Raw genomic sequence first — 14,689 nt, 5'->3', positions numbered from 1 at the left:
GTTTCGCATCAGTTGAAGTTGAAGCCGCCGCTGTCGCCGCCGCCGGCCTGGCCCTCGGGCTCCGGCTCGGGGTTGGCCTCCGGCTCCGGCGACGTATCAGCGTCGGACCCGGACGCACCGCCTGACCCGCTGCCACCGAAGTTGAAGCCTCCGCCGCTGTCGGCTTCCAGAGTCTCCTGCGGTTCGGCTTCAGGGGCGGTATCGCCCCCCTGCCCGCCGCCGAAATTGAAGCCACCACCGGACGACTGACCGGAGGACGAGGACCCGGCCCCGTCGGACGACTGCCCGCCCGACGACGGTGCCGCACCGGAACCGCCTCCGAAGTTGAAGCCTCCGCCGCCGTTCGACGCCCCGTCTCCCTGGCCTTCGGACGAGCTGCCGGAGCCGCCCGATCCACCGAAGTTGAAGCCGCCCGACGCACCGCCGCCAGTGCTTCCGCCCGACGACGATCCGCCGCCGCCGAAGTTGAAGCTGCCGCCCGAGCCGGAGTCGCTGTCGGGCGCGGTCTGGGTCGCCGGCGCGCGATTGCGCTGCGCCTCGCGGTCGGCCTTGTAGTGCGTCACAAGGCTCGGGACCGAGATCACCAGAAGGATCAGCAGGAACTGGATGCCGATATAAGGCAGTACGCCGCGATAGATCTGCGCGGTGCGAATGCCCGGAAGCGTTTCGCCCGTCACCTTGTCCGGCCGGTCAGACCCCGGCGCCACCGATCGCAGGTAGAACAGCGCGAAGCCGAAGGGTGGCGTCAGGAACGAGGTCTGCAGGTTCATCGACAGGATCACGCCGAACCAGATCAGGTCGATGCCCAGCGTCTCGGCCACCGGCGCCAGCAGCGGCACAAGGATGAAGGCGATCTCGAAAAAGTCGAGGAAGCAGCCGAGGATGAAGATCACGATGGTGACCACCACGAGGAAGCCGAACTGCCCGCCCGGCAGGCCCAGCAGCAGTTCCTCGAGCCACACCTGGCCGTTCACCCCGTAGAACGTGAGGCCGAAGACCCGGGCACCGATCAGGATGAACAGCACGAACGCCGAGAGCTTGGCCGTGGCCTCCACCGCTGACCGCAGCGTGCCGAAGTTGAGCCGGCCCTTGGCGACGGCAAGGATCAGCGCGCCCACGGCGCCCATCGCCCCGCCTTCGGTCGGCGTGGCGATGCCGAGGAAGATCGTGCCCAGCACGAGGAAGATCAGCGCCAGCGGCGGGATCAGCACGATCACCACCTCCTCGGCCAGCTTCGACAGGAAGCCGAGCCGCAGGTAGCGGTTCGCGAGCGCGATGCCATAGCAGATGATGACGGTGAACGCCGAGACGAAGACCACCCGCGTGGCCGGAATGTAGTCGGCGAACAGGAGCCGCGTCGACGCGATGTAGAGCACCGCGGCCAGCGCGAACATCGCCAGGAGCGAAGTCACACCGCCTCCGAGCCGCCGCTCTTCCGGTGGCAGCGCCGGCACGGCCGAAGGCCGCAGCATGGTCAGCGCGAACATGTAGACGCAGTAGACGAGGATCACCACGAGCGCCGGGTAGAGCGCACCGAGGTACATGTCTCCCACCGAGACGCCCAGCTGGTCCGCCATGACGATGAGCACGAGCGACGGCGGCACGATCTGCGCCAGCGTGCCCGCCGCCGCGATGGTGCCCGTGGCGACCGAGGGATCGTAGCGATAGCGTTGCATCACCGGCAGCGAGATCAGGCCCATGGCGATCACCGACGCCGCGACGACGCCCGTGGTGGCGGCCAGCAGCGCACCGACGAGGATCACCGCGAAAGCCACGCCACCCCGCAACGGGCCGAAGAGCTGTCCCACGGTGTCGAGCAGGTCCTCGGCCATGCCCGACCTCTCGAGGATCAGGCCCATGAAGGTGAAGAACGGGATCGCCAGCAGCGTGTCGTTCGACATGATGCCGAACACCCTCTCGGGCATGGCCCTCAGAAGCGGCCAGAAGAGGTTGATCTCGTTGGAATAGTCCGACAGCGCCACGCCGATGACGAAGAACACCATGCCGCCACCGGCCAGTGTCAGCGCCACCGGGTAACCCAGCAGCAGAAGCCCCATCACGGAGATGAACATGATGGGGGCGAGGTTGTGAGCGATAAGCTCGATCATGAGCGGGCCTCCCGTGCCGCGGGCGGCAACTCGTCGTCTTTCGTGACTGGATAGGGCATCGCGCCCGACAGCTGCGCGAGCCGCTTGACGATCTCGGAGAGCCCCTGCGCGGACAGCGACACGAAGCCCAGAAGCACCCACAGTTTCGCGGGCCATCGGATCAGGCCGCCAGCGTTCGACGACTGTTCGCCCGACTGGAACGAGCTGACGAAGAACGGCCAGGCGAGCCACACCATCAGGATACAGAACGGCATCAGGAACAGAAGGTGCAGCGTCAGGTCGATGATCGCTCGGCCCTTCGGCGAGAGACGCTGCGACAGCACGTCGACACGCACATGTTCATCCTGCCGCAGGGTCCACGCGGCGCAGAGCAGGAATACGGCGCCGAAGAGGTACCATTGCAGTTCAAGCCACGCATTGGACGAGAGGTTGAAGCTCTTGCGGATGATCGCGTTGCCTGCCGACACGAGCACAGAGGCCAGGATCAGCCACGCGACAATGCGCCCGATCCACCCGTTCACCGTGTCGATGCCCCGCGCGAGCGGCAGCAGTGCCTTCATGACGACCTCCCCTTCCAGCCGGTCTGCGCGCGCTCTTGCCACAGTTCGCGGGCGGCGTGAACAGGCGCCGCGGTGCACAGGCGCCGTTATACCGTGCACGGGAGGTATCTCGCGGACGATCGAGGGCCAGCCGCGCGCGCTTTCAGTCGCCGGACGGGGCATTCGGGATGAGAATGAGAGTGGCGCACCCGAAAGGATTCGAACCTTTGGCCTCTGCCTTCGGAGGGCAGCGCTCTATCCAGCTGAGCTACGGGTGCAGCGGGGGTGTGCCTAACGCCGTTCGCGGGTCGGCGCAAGCGGGATCCCGTGGCAGGAGGTGCATGCAATTCCGGGGTGACACAAAACTATACCTATGGTAGAAATTAAATGTGGCCACGTCCCTTTTCAGGGGGTCAAGGCCATCGGAGCATAGTTCGAGACGTTGACATGACCTGACTCTTGCTCGGACTGCGGTGCCTCCCGCCGCCGTGTCGGGCAGATCGCATCGAGACACCGCCAGAGCGTACCCGGACCGTGCGCTCGCCTCGTGCCGGCATCCTCGGCGCTTGGTTGGTGTCGAAGACGTGATGGGAAAGGCGGCGCGTCCGATGGCCCCTCGGCGATCCGTCCGGGCGACATGCTCCGAACCATATACGCATCCCGGCGCGGCCCTTCGCGCGCGCCACGGGTCTTCGCGCCTCCCGGTGGGCTCGCCCCCGGCCGCACGGCACCCCCGCGGCCTCCCGCCGAGAGGACGAGGACGCCGGCGCCCCTTTCCCCCGGGGCGCCGGCGCAGTCGTTCAGAGCCTGCGCGACGGCATCAGGCGAAGAGTTCGTGGGCCAGTTCCAGTGCATCCACCAGCACGTCGACCTCGGCCTCCGTGTTGTAGAGGCCGAAGGACGCCCGGCAGGTCGCCGACACGCCGAGGTGATCCATCAGCGGGCCTGCACAATGGTGGCCCGCACGCACGGCCACACCACGCTTGTCGAGGATCGTCGAGATGTCGTGCGGGTGCGCCGCGCCGTCGAGCGAAAACGAGAAGATCGCCGCCTTGCCCGGCGCCTTGCCCTGCACCTGAAGCCAGTTCAGCCCGTCGAGCCGCGAGCGTGCGTAAGCGGCGAGCTTCGCCTCGTGCGCCGCGATATTCTCCATCCCGAGATCCATCATGTAGTCGAGCGCGACGCCCAGTCCGATGGTCTGGACGATGCCGGGCGTCCCGGCCTCGAACTTCATCGGTGGATCGGCCCAGGTAACCTCGTCCTTGTGGACTTCGCGGATCATGTCGCCACCGCCCATGAAGGGCCGCATCTCGTCCAGCCGCTCCTTGCGGATGTAGATCGCGCCCGAGCCGCTGGGGCCATAAAGCTTGTGACCGGTGATAGCGTAGAAGTCGCAGCCGATATCGGCCACGTCGACGGGCATGTGCACGGCGCCCTGGCTGCCGTCCACGAGGACCGGCACGCCCTTCTCGTGCGCCGCGGCGCAGATCGCCTTCACGTCCACCACGGTGCCGAGGACGTTCGACAGATGCGTGATCGCCACCAGCTTGGTCTTCGGGCCGATCGCGTCGATGACCTTCTGGGTATCGAGCGAGCCGTCCAGCTCGGTGTCCACCCATGTCAGCTTCACGCCCTGCCGCTCGCGCAGGAAGTGCCAGGGCACGATGTTGGCATGGTGCTCCATCACCGACAGGACGATCTCGTCGCCCTCCTGCATCCGAGGCATCGCCCAGCCGTAGGCCACGAGGTTGATGCCCTCGGTGGTGCCGGTGTTCAGCACGACCTCCTCCTCGGAAGGGGCGCCGAGAAACTTCGCTACGGTGCCCCGCACGGCCTCGTATTTCTCGGTGGCGAGGTTCGATAGCGTGTGCAGGCCACGGTGCACGTTGGAATATTCCTCGGCATAGGCCCGGGTGACCGCATCGATCACCACCTGCGGCTTCTGCGCCGAGGCGCCGTTGTCGAGGTAGACCAGCGGCTTGCCGTTTACCTCGCGCGACAGGATCGGAAAGTCCCGGCGGACCTCTGCAACGTCATACATCTCCGGTCATCCCCACGGTTGCGCCCGAAAGCGACAGGAACAGTGCGATGCCGAGCGCGAGGCCGGTCACGGCCAGCAGTACCGACAGCGCGGACTTGCCGAGGCCCTCGAAGCCGTGGGCCTCGGCGAGAAAATTGATGAGAATCCATATCCCCGCCGCCGACGCGGCGAGCGACACGATCCCCGCAAGGCCCGGCGCGATGGGCGCGAGAACGATCAGAAGCGCCTGCACCAGGACGTCGAGCCCCTGCACCCAGGCCACCAGCAGCGCGACGTCACGCAGCCGCCCTGTGCCGCCAATGCCGCGGCCCGACCAGGTCATCGCGACGATGGTCGCCACCATCACGATGGCCAGCCCGCCGGCGAAGACCATCGGCTGCGACAGAAGCGGCATCAACGCCTCGTCGTCCGGTGGCGCGAGCTGCACCGACACGCCCACGAGCGCGCTTTGCAGCACGACCACCAGCGCCATTGCACAGGCAATCGCCTCGGTGCCGAGCCGGAGCGACAGAAGCATCCGCGCCACGTCGCGCGGCGCGACGACGCTCTGCCAGGCGAGCGACAGATATCCGTTGAGCGTCATGCGCCCTCCTCGGCGACAATCATCCCGGCGATCCAGAACCAGAGGAACGCGGCGCACCAGGCCAGCCCCACGAGGCTGAGCGCGGGGCCCGCCCCCACGAGGCCCGCGGTGAGACCGTTCAACAGGATCAGCGGCGTGGAGGCAAGAAAGCTCCAGAAAAGCGCGATACGGGCCGCGCCCCACGTTCCCCTGCCGCCCAACAGCCGTGCCACGCCATGACCTATGGCCGCGAGCGCGTAGAACAGCAGGGGCGCGACGAAAAGCCACCCGAAGAGGGCGCCGCCCAGCATCGGGTTCAACTCTTCGCCGTTCAGATGCGCCTGCCGCGACAGCACCGGCCATTGCGACACGAAGGTCAGCGTGCACGCCCCCATCAACATGGCGAGCGCACGATCCTCTCGCGGGCCGTCGGCCAGGAGCCGCCTGACGACGGCTCCCGGTCTGCGGTAGGTCGCGACGATGTTCGTTGCGACGCTCACGCCCTTCAGCGCGCCCGGCGGCGGAAGAGCCAGGCCGAGATACGCTCGACGATCTCGTCCTGGAGAGCCTCGTCGTCGATCTCCTGCACGGCCTCGGCGAGGAAGGCGAGCGTCAGGTAGTCCGTCGCCTCACCCTCCGGGATGCCGCGCGAGCGCAGGTAGAACAGCGCCTCCTCGTCGATGGCGCCCGAGGTCGAGCCATGCGAGCAGGCCACGTCGTCGGCATAGATCTCGAGTTCCGGCTTGGCCTGGAACGTCGAGTTGTCGTCCAGCAGGAGCGACTGCGAGATCTGGTAGCCGTCGGTCTTCTGCGCGCCCTTCTCGACCAGGATCTTGCCCTGGAACACGCCCACGGCGCCGTTGCGCAGGACCTTCTTGAAGACCTGACGGCTTTCGCAGTTCACCGCGTCATGGGTGATGAAGACCGTGTCGTCGTGGTGGAAGTCGCCGTCGCCCATGCAGGCACCCGCGATGTGGGCCACCGCGTCGTCGCCGGTCAGCTCGAGCACGACCTCGTTGCGCGTCATCACGCCGTTCGCGGTCAGCGTGAACGACTTGAACACCGACTCCTCGCCCAGCCGGCCGAAGATGTGCGTCGCCGCGCGGCGCTCGTGGTCGCGGCCCTGCGTGCGGATGTGACGGAACGTGGCGCGGTCGGCGACGTCGATCTCCATGCACTTGTTGAAGCGCGCGGCGGCCGGGCCGTTCTCGAGCAGCGTCAGCTCACCGCCCTCCTCGACCTTGACCACATGATGCAGGATCGCGTCCGAGGTCTCGGAGGCGTGGTTGTAGATCAGGCAGATCGGCTTCGACACCTTGCCGGTGACGCGGATCAGCACGCCGTCCTCGGCGAACGCCGTGTTGAACGCCGCGAGCGGACGCTCCACCGGCGACTGGCCGCGCGCCTCGAGCACACCGTAAACGTCGCGCGCCCAGTGGATGTCCGCGCTGCTTTCACGCAGACGCTCGATCTCGACGTTCTCGAGGCTCAGGTCGTCCGAGGCCTCGGCGTCGAAGGCGCCGTCGGTGAAGACGATCTTGAGCCGGTCGAAGGCGTGGAACACCTGCGGCTCGCCGGCATCGAAGATCGCCGCCGGGGTCACCTCGGCCGAGGTCAGCGTATCAGGACGGGTGTATTTCCAGTACTCGTCGCGGCCTTGCGGCAGGCCCATGGCGCGCAGGCGTGCCTCGGCGTCCTTGCGCGCGGGTTCAGCCCAGCCGCCCGTGGGACGCTGCAGCCCGTCGAGCCGCGTCGCGGTCGCGTCGAGCTTGCGCTGGTCGGGCGCTTTTTTCTTCAGCATGGCCATTACGCGGTCTCCTGGAACTCTGCGTAGCCGTTGTTCTCGACCTCGAGCGCGAGCTCGGGGCCGCCGGTCTTCACGATCTTGCCGTCGGACATGATGTGCACGACGTCCGGTTTGATGTGGTCGAGAAGACGCTGGTAGTGGGTGATGACGAGGAAGCCGCGATCGGGGCTGCGGAGTGCGTTCACGCCTTCGGACACCAGCTTCATCGCGTCGACGTCGAGGCCCGAGTCGGTCTCGTCGAGGATGCAGAGCTTGGGCGCGAGCATCGCCATCTGAAGGATCTCGTTGCGCTTCTTCTCGCCACCCGAGAAGCCGACGTTGACCGGACGCTTGAGCATGTCGGCGTCGATCTGCAGCTCCTTCGCCTTGGCGCGGATTTCCTTGAGGAAGTCGGACGACGACATCTCTTCCTCGCCGCGCGCCTTGCGCTGCGCGTTCACCGCCGAGCGCAGGAAGGTCATGTTGCCGACGCCGGGGATTTCGACCGGGTACTGGAATGCCAGGAACATGCCTGCGGCGGCGCGCTCCTCGGGTTCAAGGTCGAGGATGTCCTCGCCCAGCAGGGTCGCCGATCCATCGGTCACCTCGTAGCCTTCGCGGCCCGACAGGACGTAGGACAGCGTGGACTTGCCCGACCCGTTCGGACCCATGATCGCGTGCACCTTCCCGGCCTCGACGGTCAGGTCCACACCCTTGAGGATCTGCTTGTCCTCTTCCTCAAGCTTCACGTGCAGGTTCTTGATCTCGAGCATGTTTTCCTCTTTCGCTGTTCGGTCGCAGACGCCCCGTCAGGGCCGCTGCATGATCTGGATGATCCGCAGGAGCTTTCCCGGCGGGATGGCCTGCGGTGTTATGTCGAAGCGTGCCATCCGTCCGGCGATGGCGGCCGGGGCCCCGATGAACCCCTCGATCCGGTGGTAGTGCGCCCGGTGGGCATAATCGTCGAAGAGCAGCGTCAGCGGCCGCTCGGCGCAGTAGGCGGCGGCAAGCGCGCAGCCCAGCCGGAAGCGTCCGTCGACCAGCACCACGTCAGGATGGACGAAATCGCGACGCTCCCAGATTTCAAGCGGGTAGCGGGCGAAGTTGCGCCAGTTGTCCTCGTTCGTGGGGTGGCCCCAGTCGCGCGTCGGGCCGATGTCGCACCAGTGAACGTCGACGCTCGTGCCGGCGGCCGGCGGGTTCCCGGAGAACCAGCCGCGCATCATCGCGGCCCAGTCCGGATCGCTCTCGATCGAGGTGACGCGCTTGCCCGGCATCTCGGACGCCACGACCGTGGAGCCGCCCGAGCCGTATTCGAGGATGACGTCCGCTCGCGCATACTCCGCACGCAACAGCGCCTCCTCGGGCTCGCCGAGCGTCAGCTCGGGGCGTTCCACGGTCCCCGTCAGCATCAGCCCAGCACCACCGCCGTGCCGGAAACCGAGACCATCAGCATGGAGTCCGAGACCACCTCGTAGTCGATGTCCACGCCGACGACCGCATTCGCGCCGAGCTTTTGGGCGCGGGCCTCGAGTTCGGTGAAGGCGACCTCGCGTGCGTCCTGCAACTTGGCCTCGTAGGCGCCCGAGCGACCGCCGACGATGTCGGTGACCTGCGCGAAGAAGTCCCGGAAGACGTTCGCGCCCATGATGGCCTCGCCCACCACGATCCCCTTGTAATCGGCGATCTGGTAGCCCTCGACGTTGTTGGTGGTGGTGACGATCATCTCGCCCTCCTTACCCGGTTTCGTCCACGGTCCGCGCATCGCGACGCTTGTTCCGTCATGCCGCCCGCTCCCGACGCAACTCGGCGGGGAACGCGTCCAGCAGACCGGCTTTCGCCGCGGCGATGCCGTCGGCGTAGGACGGCGCGGTATCCGGCAGGCGCGGCAAGTGCTCCGGAACCTCCGCGAAAGACAGCGGACGCGGCAACGCCCGACCGATCCCGGCGGCGTAGTCGTAGAACTTGAGCCGCGGGCTCTTGTGGATGCCCGCCGGGTCGAGCCACGTGTTCGGCACGCCATAGGCATCGGCCACGACCAGCCCGTGCAGCGACGAGGACAGCACGTGCGCACAGGCCCCGATCTCGCGGCAGACGGTGGCGGCGTCCTGCCGCACGTCGATGAGCTTGAGCCGCGGATCCGCCTTCAGCAGTGCCGCGACCTCCGGCCCGTCCACGTGCGCAAGATGCGGCACAAGCCCCACCCGGTCCTCGCGCTCGGGCCGGTCGCCAAGCGCATCGGCAACCAGAAGGCCCGGGTCGCCGTAGACCCCGTTCACGTCGACGCCCAGAAGGCTCTCGGTGATCGGGCCGCGCAGGGCGGCGAAGCGCACGTGCGGCACGAAGTCCAGCCGGATCGGTTTGAGCGTTCCCGATCCCCAGACCCACGGACGATCCCCGCCCGCACGGCCCTCTGGATGGGTGCGGCGCACGATCTGGAGGATCGAGCCCACCGCGAACACCTCCGCGCTCTTCGGGTCCGCGTGGACGACCTCGCGTCCGGACGCGAAGGCGGTGACGATACCCGACAGGGCATCGCCGAAATTCGCCTCGCGCGCGTACCAGAAGAGCTTGAGCGGTGTGCTCATCTCAGCCGACCGAGCCCTCGAGCGAGATTGCCACGAGCTGCTGGGCCTCCATCGCGAACTCCATCGGAAGCGCCTGCAGCACCTCCTTGGCGAAGCCGTTCACGATCAGCGCCACGGCCTCTTCCTCGTCGAGGCCACGCTGGCGGCAGTAGAACATCTGGTCGTCGTCCACCTTGGACGTCGTCGCCTCGTGCTCCACCCGGCTCGAGTTGTTCTTGACCTCGATATACGGAACCGTGTGCGCGCCGCACTGGTCGCCGATCAGCAGGCTGTCGCACTGGGTGTAGTTGCGCGAGTTGGTCGCCTTGGGGTGCATCGACACGAGACCACGATAGGTGTTCTGCGCCTTGCCGGCCGAGATACCCTTGGACACGATGCGCGAGCGCGTGTTCTTGCCCAGATGGATCATCTTGGTGCCGGTATCGGCCTGCTGGTGGTTGTTGGTGATCGCGATCGAGTAGAACTCGCCCTGGCTCTCGTTGCCGCGCAGGATACAGGACGGGTACTTCCACGTCACAGCCGAGCCGGTCTCGACCTGCGTCCACATGACCTTCGAGCGGTCGCCGCGGCAATCGGCACGCTTGGTGACGAAGTTGTAAATGCCGCCCTTGCCCTCCTCGTCGCCGGGGAACCAGTTCTGCACGGTCGAGTATTTCACCTCGGCGTCTTCCTCGGCGATGATCTCGACCACGGCCGCGTGAAGCTGCGCAGTGTCGCGCTGCGGCGCGGTGCAGCCTTCGAGGTAGCTCACGTAGGAGCCCTTGTCGGCGATGATGAGCGTCCGCTCGAACTGGCCGGTGTTCTCGGCGTTGATCCGGAAGTAGGTGGACAGTTCCATCGGGCAGCGCACGCCCGGCGGCACGTAGACGAACGAACCGTCCGAGAAGACGGCTGAATTCAGCGTGGCATAGAAGTTGTCCGACTGCGGCACGACCGAGCCGAGATACTTCTGCACCAATTCGGGGTGGTTCTTGATCGCCTCGGAGATCGAGCAGAAGATCACGCCCGCCTTCTCCAGTTCCTTCTGGAACGTGGTGCCCACGGACACCGAGTCGAAAACCGCGTCCACGGCCACGCGGCGCTCTTCACCGCCGCCGGTGCGGCCCTCGGCCGGCGCCTCTTCGGCGCCCTCGACGCCCGCGAGGATCATTTGCTCGCGCAGCGGGATACCGAGCTTCTCGTAGGTTTCCAGAAGTTTGGGATCGACCTCGTCGAGCGACTTCGGCTTCACGTCCATGCTCTTGGGCCGGGCGTAGTAGTACTGCTCCTGGAAGTCGATCTGCGGATACTCGACCATCGCCCAGTCGGGCTCTTCCTTCTGGAGCCAGCGGTCATAGGCCGCCATGCGCCAGTCGGTCATCCACTGGGGTTCTTCGTTCTTTTCCGAGATCAGGCGCACGATATCGGGCGTGAGGCCCTTCGGCGCATAGTCCATCTCGATCTCGGTTTCCCAGCCGTACTTGTACTTGCCGCCGAGATTGCGGACCTTGTCCACCGTCTCCTGGTCGACGCCCTCTTTGACTTCGGTCTCGTCCAGAGCTGCCATAATGGATCGTCCTCTCCTGATCGTCAGCGCCCGAGGATCGGGCGACACGCCGGGTCCGCTTCAGGCGGCCTTGGCGCGGAATTTCCTTACGTGTTTCGTCCACGCCTCTGCGAAGCGGGTGACGTCGTTCTCGGTGGTGTCCGGTCCGAGGCTCACCCGGATCGCGGAAGACGCGGTGCTCGCGTCGTGGCCCATCGCCCGCAGCACGCGGCTTTCGCGCACCTTGCCGCTGGAACAGGCCGATCCGGCGCTGATGGCAAAGCCCGCGAGGTCCATCTGCATCACCTGCGTCTCGCCCTTCCAGCCCGGCACCGCGAAACACGACGTGTTGGGCAACCGGGAAGCGCCCTTGCCTAGGAAAATAGTGTCTTCCTCGGCAGCTGCAACGCTCTCTTCTAGAATGTTTCTAAGTTTTTCGACCCCGGTCCAGGCGCCCGCGTCCAGATCGCGCGCCGCGGCCTCGGCCGCGGCGCCGAAGCCCGCGATGCCCACGATGTTCTCGGTGCCGGACCTGCGGCCCATCTCCTGCCCGCCGCCACGGATCTGCGCGGCGAGATCGGTGCCCCGGCGCAGAACGAGCGCGCCCACGCCTTTGGGCCCGCCGATCTTGTGCGCCGAGATCAGCGCCATGGTGCAGCCCATCCAGTTGAAGGCCACCGGCAGCTTTCCGAAGGCCTGCGTCGCGTCTACGACCGCAAGGCCCTGGGGCAAGTCCTGGATCACGCCGGTCTCGGAATTGGCGGCCTGTAGCGCGGTGGTCTCCGGGGCGTCGACCTTCACGCGGCCGGCGTCGTCCACTGGCAGCACCGCGTCGATCCAGGCGGCAACGGCGTCGTGCTCGATGTCGGCGCCGGTCAGCCCGCGTCCGGCGCAAGCGAGCGCCGCCGCCTCCGTGGCGCCGGAGACGAAGACCACGTCCGCACCGTCCGCGCCGAACGCGGTCGCGACCTGCGCGCGCGCCGTCTCGACGATGCGCTTGGCCGAGCGACCTTCGGCGTGCACCGACGACGGGTTTCCGACCGCGTCCATCGCGCCGATCATCGCCGCGCGCGCCTCGGCCCGAAGCGGAGCGGTAGCGTTCCAGTCGAGGTAGACACGGCTCATGCGCACACCTTCGTCATGCGTGGGGGCTGCATCACGCCTCGTCCACCACGTCGAAGATCGCCGGCACCGCCGGGCACGGCACCAAGGCATTGCCCACGATGTCCGACAGCCGCGTCTGGTGCAGGAAGACGTAGACATGCGCCGAAAGCCCCTGCCACAGCCGGTTCGACAGCGATTGCGCCTTCGACCCGGACAGCCCGCCCGAGGCGCCGGCGCCCTTGTGCATGGCGTCCACGGTCTCGTCCACGGCCGACAGGACGTCGACCACGCGGATCTCGGTCGACGGTCGAGCCAACCGGTAGCCGCCGCCGGGGCCCCGCACGGACGTCACGAGGTCGGCACGACGCAATTTCACGAACAACTGTTCGAGATAGGATGCCGAGACATCCTGCCGCCGCGCGATGTCGCCCAGCGTGACGAGCGAACCCTCGGGTTGCAGGGCGATATCGACCAGCGCCACCATCGCGTACCGGCCCTTGGTGCTGAGTTTCATACCGACGCCCGTCTCATCGCGGCCGCGGCGGAAGACCGCGCGGCAATTGACCTTGTCCGGGCAAAGACGTATCTGCCTCGGACGCCGTTCGGGCACCCTGCCCGGCCGGTTTAGAACCGTTCTAAAGTATCCGAGGGATTTCGTCAACGATCCCAGAACGGATGCCCCGCGAAGGAGCCGCCCGTTTATGCCCGAGGTGATTTTCCCCGGTCCCGAAGGCCGTCTCGAAGGCCGCTACCACCCGCAGAAGGATCGCGACGCCCCGATCGCCATCGTGCTGCATCCGCACCCGCAGTTCGGCGGGACGATGAACAACAAGGTTGTCTACAACCTCCATTACGCCTTCTACAACATGGGCTTCACCGTGCTGCGGTTCAATTTCCGCGGCGTCGGCCGGTCCCAGGGCGAATACGACCAGGGCGTGGGCGAGCTGTCGGACGCGGCCTCGGCGCTGGACTACCTGCAGTCGATGAACGCCAACTCCAAGCACTGCTGGGTCGCAGGCTTCTCGTTCGGCGCTTGGATCGGGATGCAGCTGCTGATGCGGCGCCCCGAGATCACCGGCTTCATCTCGGCCTCACCGCCGGCGAACATGTACGACTTCTCGTTCCTGGCGCCCTGCCCGTCCTCGGGCCTCATCATCAACGGCACCGCCGACCGCGTGGCCCCGCCCAGCGACACGACCTCGCTGGTGGGCAAGCTCAAGGAGCAGAAGGGCATCACGATCACCCACGAGGAGATCGAGGGCTCGGGCCACTTCTTCGAAGGCGAGCACATGGACGCGATGGTGCACACCGTTCAGGACTACGTGAAGCGTCGCCTGACGGAATCCACGCGCTGATCGCCCCCGCGGACGAGGACCCATGAGCTACATCGAGACACTGGCCGACGACCTCGCGCGCGACGTGCTCGAGGCTCAGGACAAGATGGGCGAGGATCGCCTCTACGTGGAGGTGGCGGGCGTCCTGGCCGCCGCGTCGACGACGCTGGAAGAGGCGTTCCTGACCTCGGTCCGAGTGCGGCTCGCCGAACGGCGGGCCCGCGACTTCCTCGTCGATCGCATCCGCAAGGCATCGCCGTCGGACACGGACGGAAACTCCGCGCCGCCGGTCTGAGGTATCGACGGGCCCGAACCGCAGGCTTTGCGCGACGCGAAGGGTCGGCGTCCGGGTCACTCTGGCGCATCCGCAGATCCACGACCTAAGGAAACCAGAGGCCCGGCCGCAACGGCCGCCGGGCACCACGTCGCCTCTCAGGCGGGTTCCTTGATCTCGCGTACCACGCGGCCGTAGCCGCCCTCTTCCATGAAAGCCGTCTCGTCCGCCGTCGAGGTGCGCCCCAGCACGCCATTGCGATGCGGGAAGCGGCCGAAGCGGCGGATCACCTCGCGGTGCGCCTTGGCGTGGACGAGGTTGTCTGCCCCTGTTTCGGGCATCCGCTCGCAGATCAGGCGCACGCAGCGGTCCTGGTCGCAGAGGTTCTCGGCATGCATGAGCGGCAGGTAGAAGAACTGGCGCGCCGGCTCGTCGATGCGGAGGTCCCAGTTGCGGCCGATCGCCTGCTTGGCGGCGGCGCTGGCGACCCTGTCCGAGGCGTAGGCACGGGGATCGTCGCGGAACATGTTGCGCGGGAACTGGTCCATCAGGATCGCGTAGGCCAGCACCCCCGAAGGATAGGTCAGCCAGAGCGCGTAGGCCCCTTCCATCCCCTCGTCCCACGCATCGCGGAACCGGGTGCGGATCGTCTCGTCCACGGCGTCGTCCTGGCGATACCAGCCCTCGGGGCCGACCTCGTCGATCCAGTAGCCCAGAATGTCCTCGGGGCGCGTCGTCGTCGTCATCGCGTCGGACATGCGTGCCTCCCTCTCCTCAACCAGCGTCCCTTGCGCCTCCACCCGGCGTTCCGTCAGGTAAGCAGGCTCT

16 protein-coding genes and 1 tRNA gene are annotated in these 14,689 nt (G+C 66.9%); 2 read left to right on the top strand and 15 right to left on the bottom strand.

What is annotated here, in order from left to right; all coding sequences use genetic code 11:
• Positions 1-8 precede the first annotated feature (8 nt).
• The 14 genes from BMX29_RS08735 to iscR all read right to left on the bottom strand — a co-directional run bounded on the left by BMX29_RS08735 (position 9) and on the right by iscR (position 12,767).
• Positions 9-2,108 (bottom strand): TRAP transporter large permease, encoded by a 2,100-nt coding sequence (locus tag BMX29_RS08735; protein ID WP_092811965.1) that lies wholly within the window; start codon positions 2,106-2,108, stop codon positions 9-11.
• Positions 2,105-2,668: a TRAP transporter small permease subunit gene (locus tag BMX29_RS08730; protein ID WP_043841443.1), complete on the bottom strand. Its 564-nt coding sequence runs from the start codon at positions 2,666-2,668 to the stop codon at positions 2,105-2,107. Before BMX29_RS08730 ends, BMX29_RS08735 begins: the two co-directional genes overlap by 4 nt.
• A gap of 180 nt (positions 2,669-2,848) precedes the next feature.
• Positions 2,849-2,925: transfer RNA gene (locus BMX29_RS08725), tRNA-Arg, on the bottom strand.
• A gap of 542 nt (positions 2,926-3,467) precedes the next feature.
• Positions 3,468-4,688: a cysteine desulfurase gene (locus BMX29_RS08720; RefSeq protein ID WP_092811963.1), complete on the bottom strand. Its 1,221-nt coding sequence runs from the start codon at positions 4,686-4,688 to the stop codon at positions 3,468-3,470.
• Positions 4,681-5,271 (bottom strand): YIP1 family protein, encoded by a 591-nt coding sequence (locus BMX29_RS08715; protein ID WP_092811961.1) that lies wholly within the window; start codon positions 5,269-5,271, stop codon positions 4,681-4,683. The genes BMX29_RS08720 and BMX29_RS08715 overlap by 8 nt, the downstream gene beginning before the upstream one ends.
• Positions 5,268-5,750, bottom strand: coding sequence for a YIP1 family protein (locus tag BMX29_RS08710; RefSeq protein WP_092811959.1), 483 nt, complete (start codon positions 5,748-5,750; stop codon positions 5,268-5,270). The genes BMX29_RS08715 and BMX29_RS08710 overlap by 4 nt, the downstream gene beginning before the upstream one ends.
• A 5-nt stretch (positions 5,751-5,755) precedes the next feature.
• On the bottom strand, positions 5,756-7,051 hold the full coding sequence (sufD, locus tag BMX29_RS08705; RefSeq protein WP_092812009.1) for a Fe-S cluster assembly protein SufD: 1,296 nt from the start codon (positions 7,049-7,051) through the stop codon (positions 5,756-5,758).
• Positions 7,052-7,056: 5 nt separating this feature from the next.
• Positions 7,057-7,809: a Fe-S cluster assembly ATPase SufC gene (gene sufC / locus BMX29_RS08700; RefSeq protein ID WP_043841500.1), complete on the bottom strand. Its 753-nt coding sequence runs from the start codon at positions 7,807-7,809 to the stop codon at positions 7,057-7,059.
• Between the two features lie 36 nt (positions 7,810-7,845).
• Complete coding sequence (locus tag BMX29_RS08695; protein ID WP_092811957.1) at positions 7,846-8,448, bottom strand: class I SAM-dependent methyltransferase; 603 nt, start codon at positions 8,446-8,448, stop codon at positions 7,846-7,848.
• The gene (locus tag BMX29_RS08690) at positions 8,448-8,762 is read right to left on the bottom strand and encodes a heavy metal-binding domain-containing protein (protein ID WP_043841503.1); all 315 of its coding nucleotides are present in this window, start codon (positions 8,760-8,762) and stop codon (positions 8,448-8,450) included. The genes BMX29_RS08695 and BMX29_RS08690 overlap by 1 nt, the downstream gene beginning before the upstream one ends.
• A 55-nt stretch (positions 8,763-8,817) precedes the next feature.
• Positions 8,818-9,624, bottom strand: coding sequence for a polysaccharide pyruvyl transferase family protein (locus BMX29_RS08685; RefSeq protein ID WP_092811955.1), 807 nt, complete (start codon positions 9,622-9,624; stop codon positions 8,818-8,820).
• A 1-nt stretch (position 9,625) separates the two neighbouring features.
• The gene (gene sufB / locus BMX29_RS08680; RefSeq protein WP_092811953.1) at positions 9,626-11,170 is read right to left on the bottom strand and encodes a Fe-S cluster assembly protein SufB; all 1,545 of its coding nucleotides are present in this window, start codon (positions 11,168-11,170) and stop codon (positions 9,626-9,628) included.
• A gap of 60 nt (positions 11,171-11,230) precedes the next feature.
• A complete protein-coding gene (locus tag BMX29_RS08675) occupies positions 11,231-12,274 on the bottom strand; it encodes a cysteine desulfurase family protein (protein WP_092811951.1) in 1,044 nt (347 codons plus the stop codon).
• Positions 12,275-12,305: 31 nt separating this feature from the next.
• Complete coding sequence (gene iscR / locus BMX29_RS08670) at positions 12,306-12,767, bottom strand: Fe-S cluster assembly transcriptional regulator IscR (RefSeq protein ID WP_092811949.1); 462 nt, start codon at positions 12,765-12,767, stop codon at positions 12,306-12,308.
• Between the two features lie 187 nt (positions 12,768-12,954).
• On the opposite strand from iscR, the gene BMX29_RS08665 reads away from it, so the two are divergent.
• Together BMX29_RS08665 and BMX29_RS08660 are read left to right on the top strand one after the other, a co-directional pair.
• The gene (locus BMX29_RS08665) at positions 12,955-13,608 is read left to right on the top strand and encodes an alpha/beta hydrolase (RefSeq protein WP_092811947.1); all 654 of its coding nucleotides are present in this window, start codon (positions 12,955-12,957) and stop codon (positions 13,606-13,608) included.
• Positions 13,609-13,630: 22 nt separating this feature from the next.
• Positions 13,631-13,882: a hypothetical protein gene (locus BMX29_RS08660; RefSeq protein WP_043841511.1), complete on the top strand. Its 252-nt coding sequence runs from the start codon at positions 13,631-13,633 to the stop codon at positions 13,880-13,882.
• Between the two features lie 137 nt (positions 13,883-14,019).
• Here BMX29_RS08660 and BMX29_RS08655 read toward each other — a convergent pair whose 3' ends face one another.
• Positions 14,020-14,619, bottom strand: a complete 600-nt coding sequence (locus BMX29_RS08655) for a DUF924 family protein (RefSeq protein ID WP_244889196.1) — start codon at positions 14,617-14,619, stop codon at positions 14,020-14,022.
• Positions 14,620-14,689 lie beyond the last annotated feature (70 nt).

The sequence above is a fragment of the Roseivivax marinus genome (assembly GCF_900109705.1).
Taxonomy (GTDB): Bacteria; Pseudomonadota; Alphaproteobacteria; order Rhodobacterales; family Rhodobacteraceae; genus Roseivivax; species Roseivivax marinus.
The sequence above is the reverse complement of the archived record's forward strand: the minus strand, read 5'-3'. Positions and strand labels throughout refer to the sequence as shown.

What these genes read in the sequence shown, in the direction of transcription:
- sufD (WP_092812009.1), bottom strand. Translation starts at nt 7,051, where the DNA reads ATGCTGAAGAAAAAAGCGCCCGACCAGCGCAAGCTCGACGCGACCGCG.
- BMX29_RS08675 (WP_092811951.1), bottom strand. Translation starts at nt 12,274, where the DNA reads ATGAGCCGTGTCTACCTCGACTGGAACGCTACCGCTCCGCTTCGGGCC.
- BMX29_RS08660 (WP_043841511.1), top strand. Translation starts at nt 13,631, where the DNA reads ATGAGCTACATCGAGACACTGGCCGACGACCTCGCGCGCGACGTGCTC.
- BMX29_RS08735 (WP_092811965.1), bottom strand. Translation starts at nt 2,108, where the DNA reads ATGATCGAGCTTATCGCTCACAACCTCGCCCCCATCATGTTCATCTCC.
- BMX29_RS08720 (WP_092811963.1), bottom strand. Translation starts at nt 4,688, where the DNA reads ATGTATGACGTTGCAGAGGTCCGCCGGGACTTTCCGATCCTGTCGCGC.
- BMX29_RS08695 (WP_092811957.1), bottom strand. Translation starts at nt 8,448, where the DNA reads ATGCTGACGGGGACCGTGGAACGCCCCGAGCTGACGCTCGGCGAGCCC.
- sufB (WP_092811953.1), bottom strand. Translation starts at nt 11,170, where the DNA reads ATGGCAGCTCTGGACGAGACCGAAGTCAAAGAGGGCGTCGACCAGGAG.
- BMX29_RS08730 (WP_043841443.1), bottom strand. Translation starts at nt 2,668, where the DNA reads ATGAAGGCACTGCTGCCGCTCGCGCGGGGCATCGACACGGTGAACGGG.
- sufC (WP_043841500.1), bottom strand. Translation starts at nt 7,809, where the DNA reads ATGCTCGAGATCAAGAACCTGCACGTGAAGCTTGAGGAAGAGGACAAG.
- iscR (WP_092811949.1), bottom strand. Translation starts at nt 12,767, where the DNA reads ATGAAACTCAGCACCAAGGGCCGGTACGCGATGGTGGCGCTGGTCGAT.
- BMX29_RS08690 (WP_043841503.1), bottom strand. Translation starts at nt 8,762, where the DNA reads ATGATCGTCACCACCACCAACAACGTCGAGGGCTACCAGATCGCCGAT.
- BMX29_RS08685 (WP_092811955.1), bottom strand. Translation starts at nt 9,624, where the DNA reads ATGAGCACACCGCTCAAGCTCTTCTGGTACGCGCGCGAGGCGAATTTC.
- BMX29_RS08665 (WP_092811947.1), top strand. Translation starts at nt 12,955, where the DNA reads ATGCCCGAGGTGATTTTCCCCGGTCCCGAAGGCCGTCTCGAAGGCCGC.
- BMX29_RS08655 (WP_244889196.1), bottom strand. Translation starts at nt 14,619, where the DNA reads ATGTCCGACGCGATGACGACGACGACGCGCCCCGAGGACATTCTGGGC.
- BMX29_RS08715 (WP_092811961.1), bottom strand. Translation starts at nt 5,271, where the DNA reads ATGACGCTCAACGGATATCTGTCGCTCGCCTGGCAGAGCGTCGTCGCG.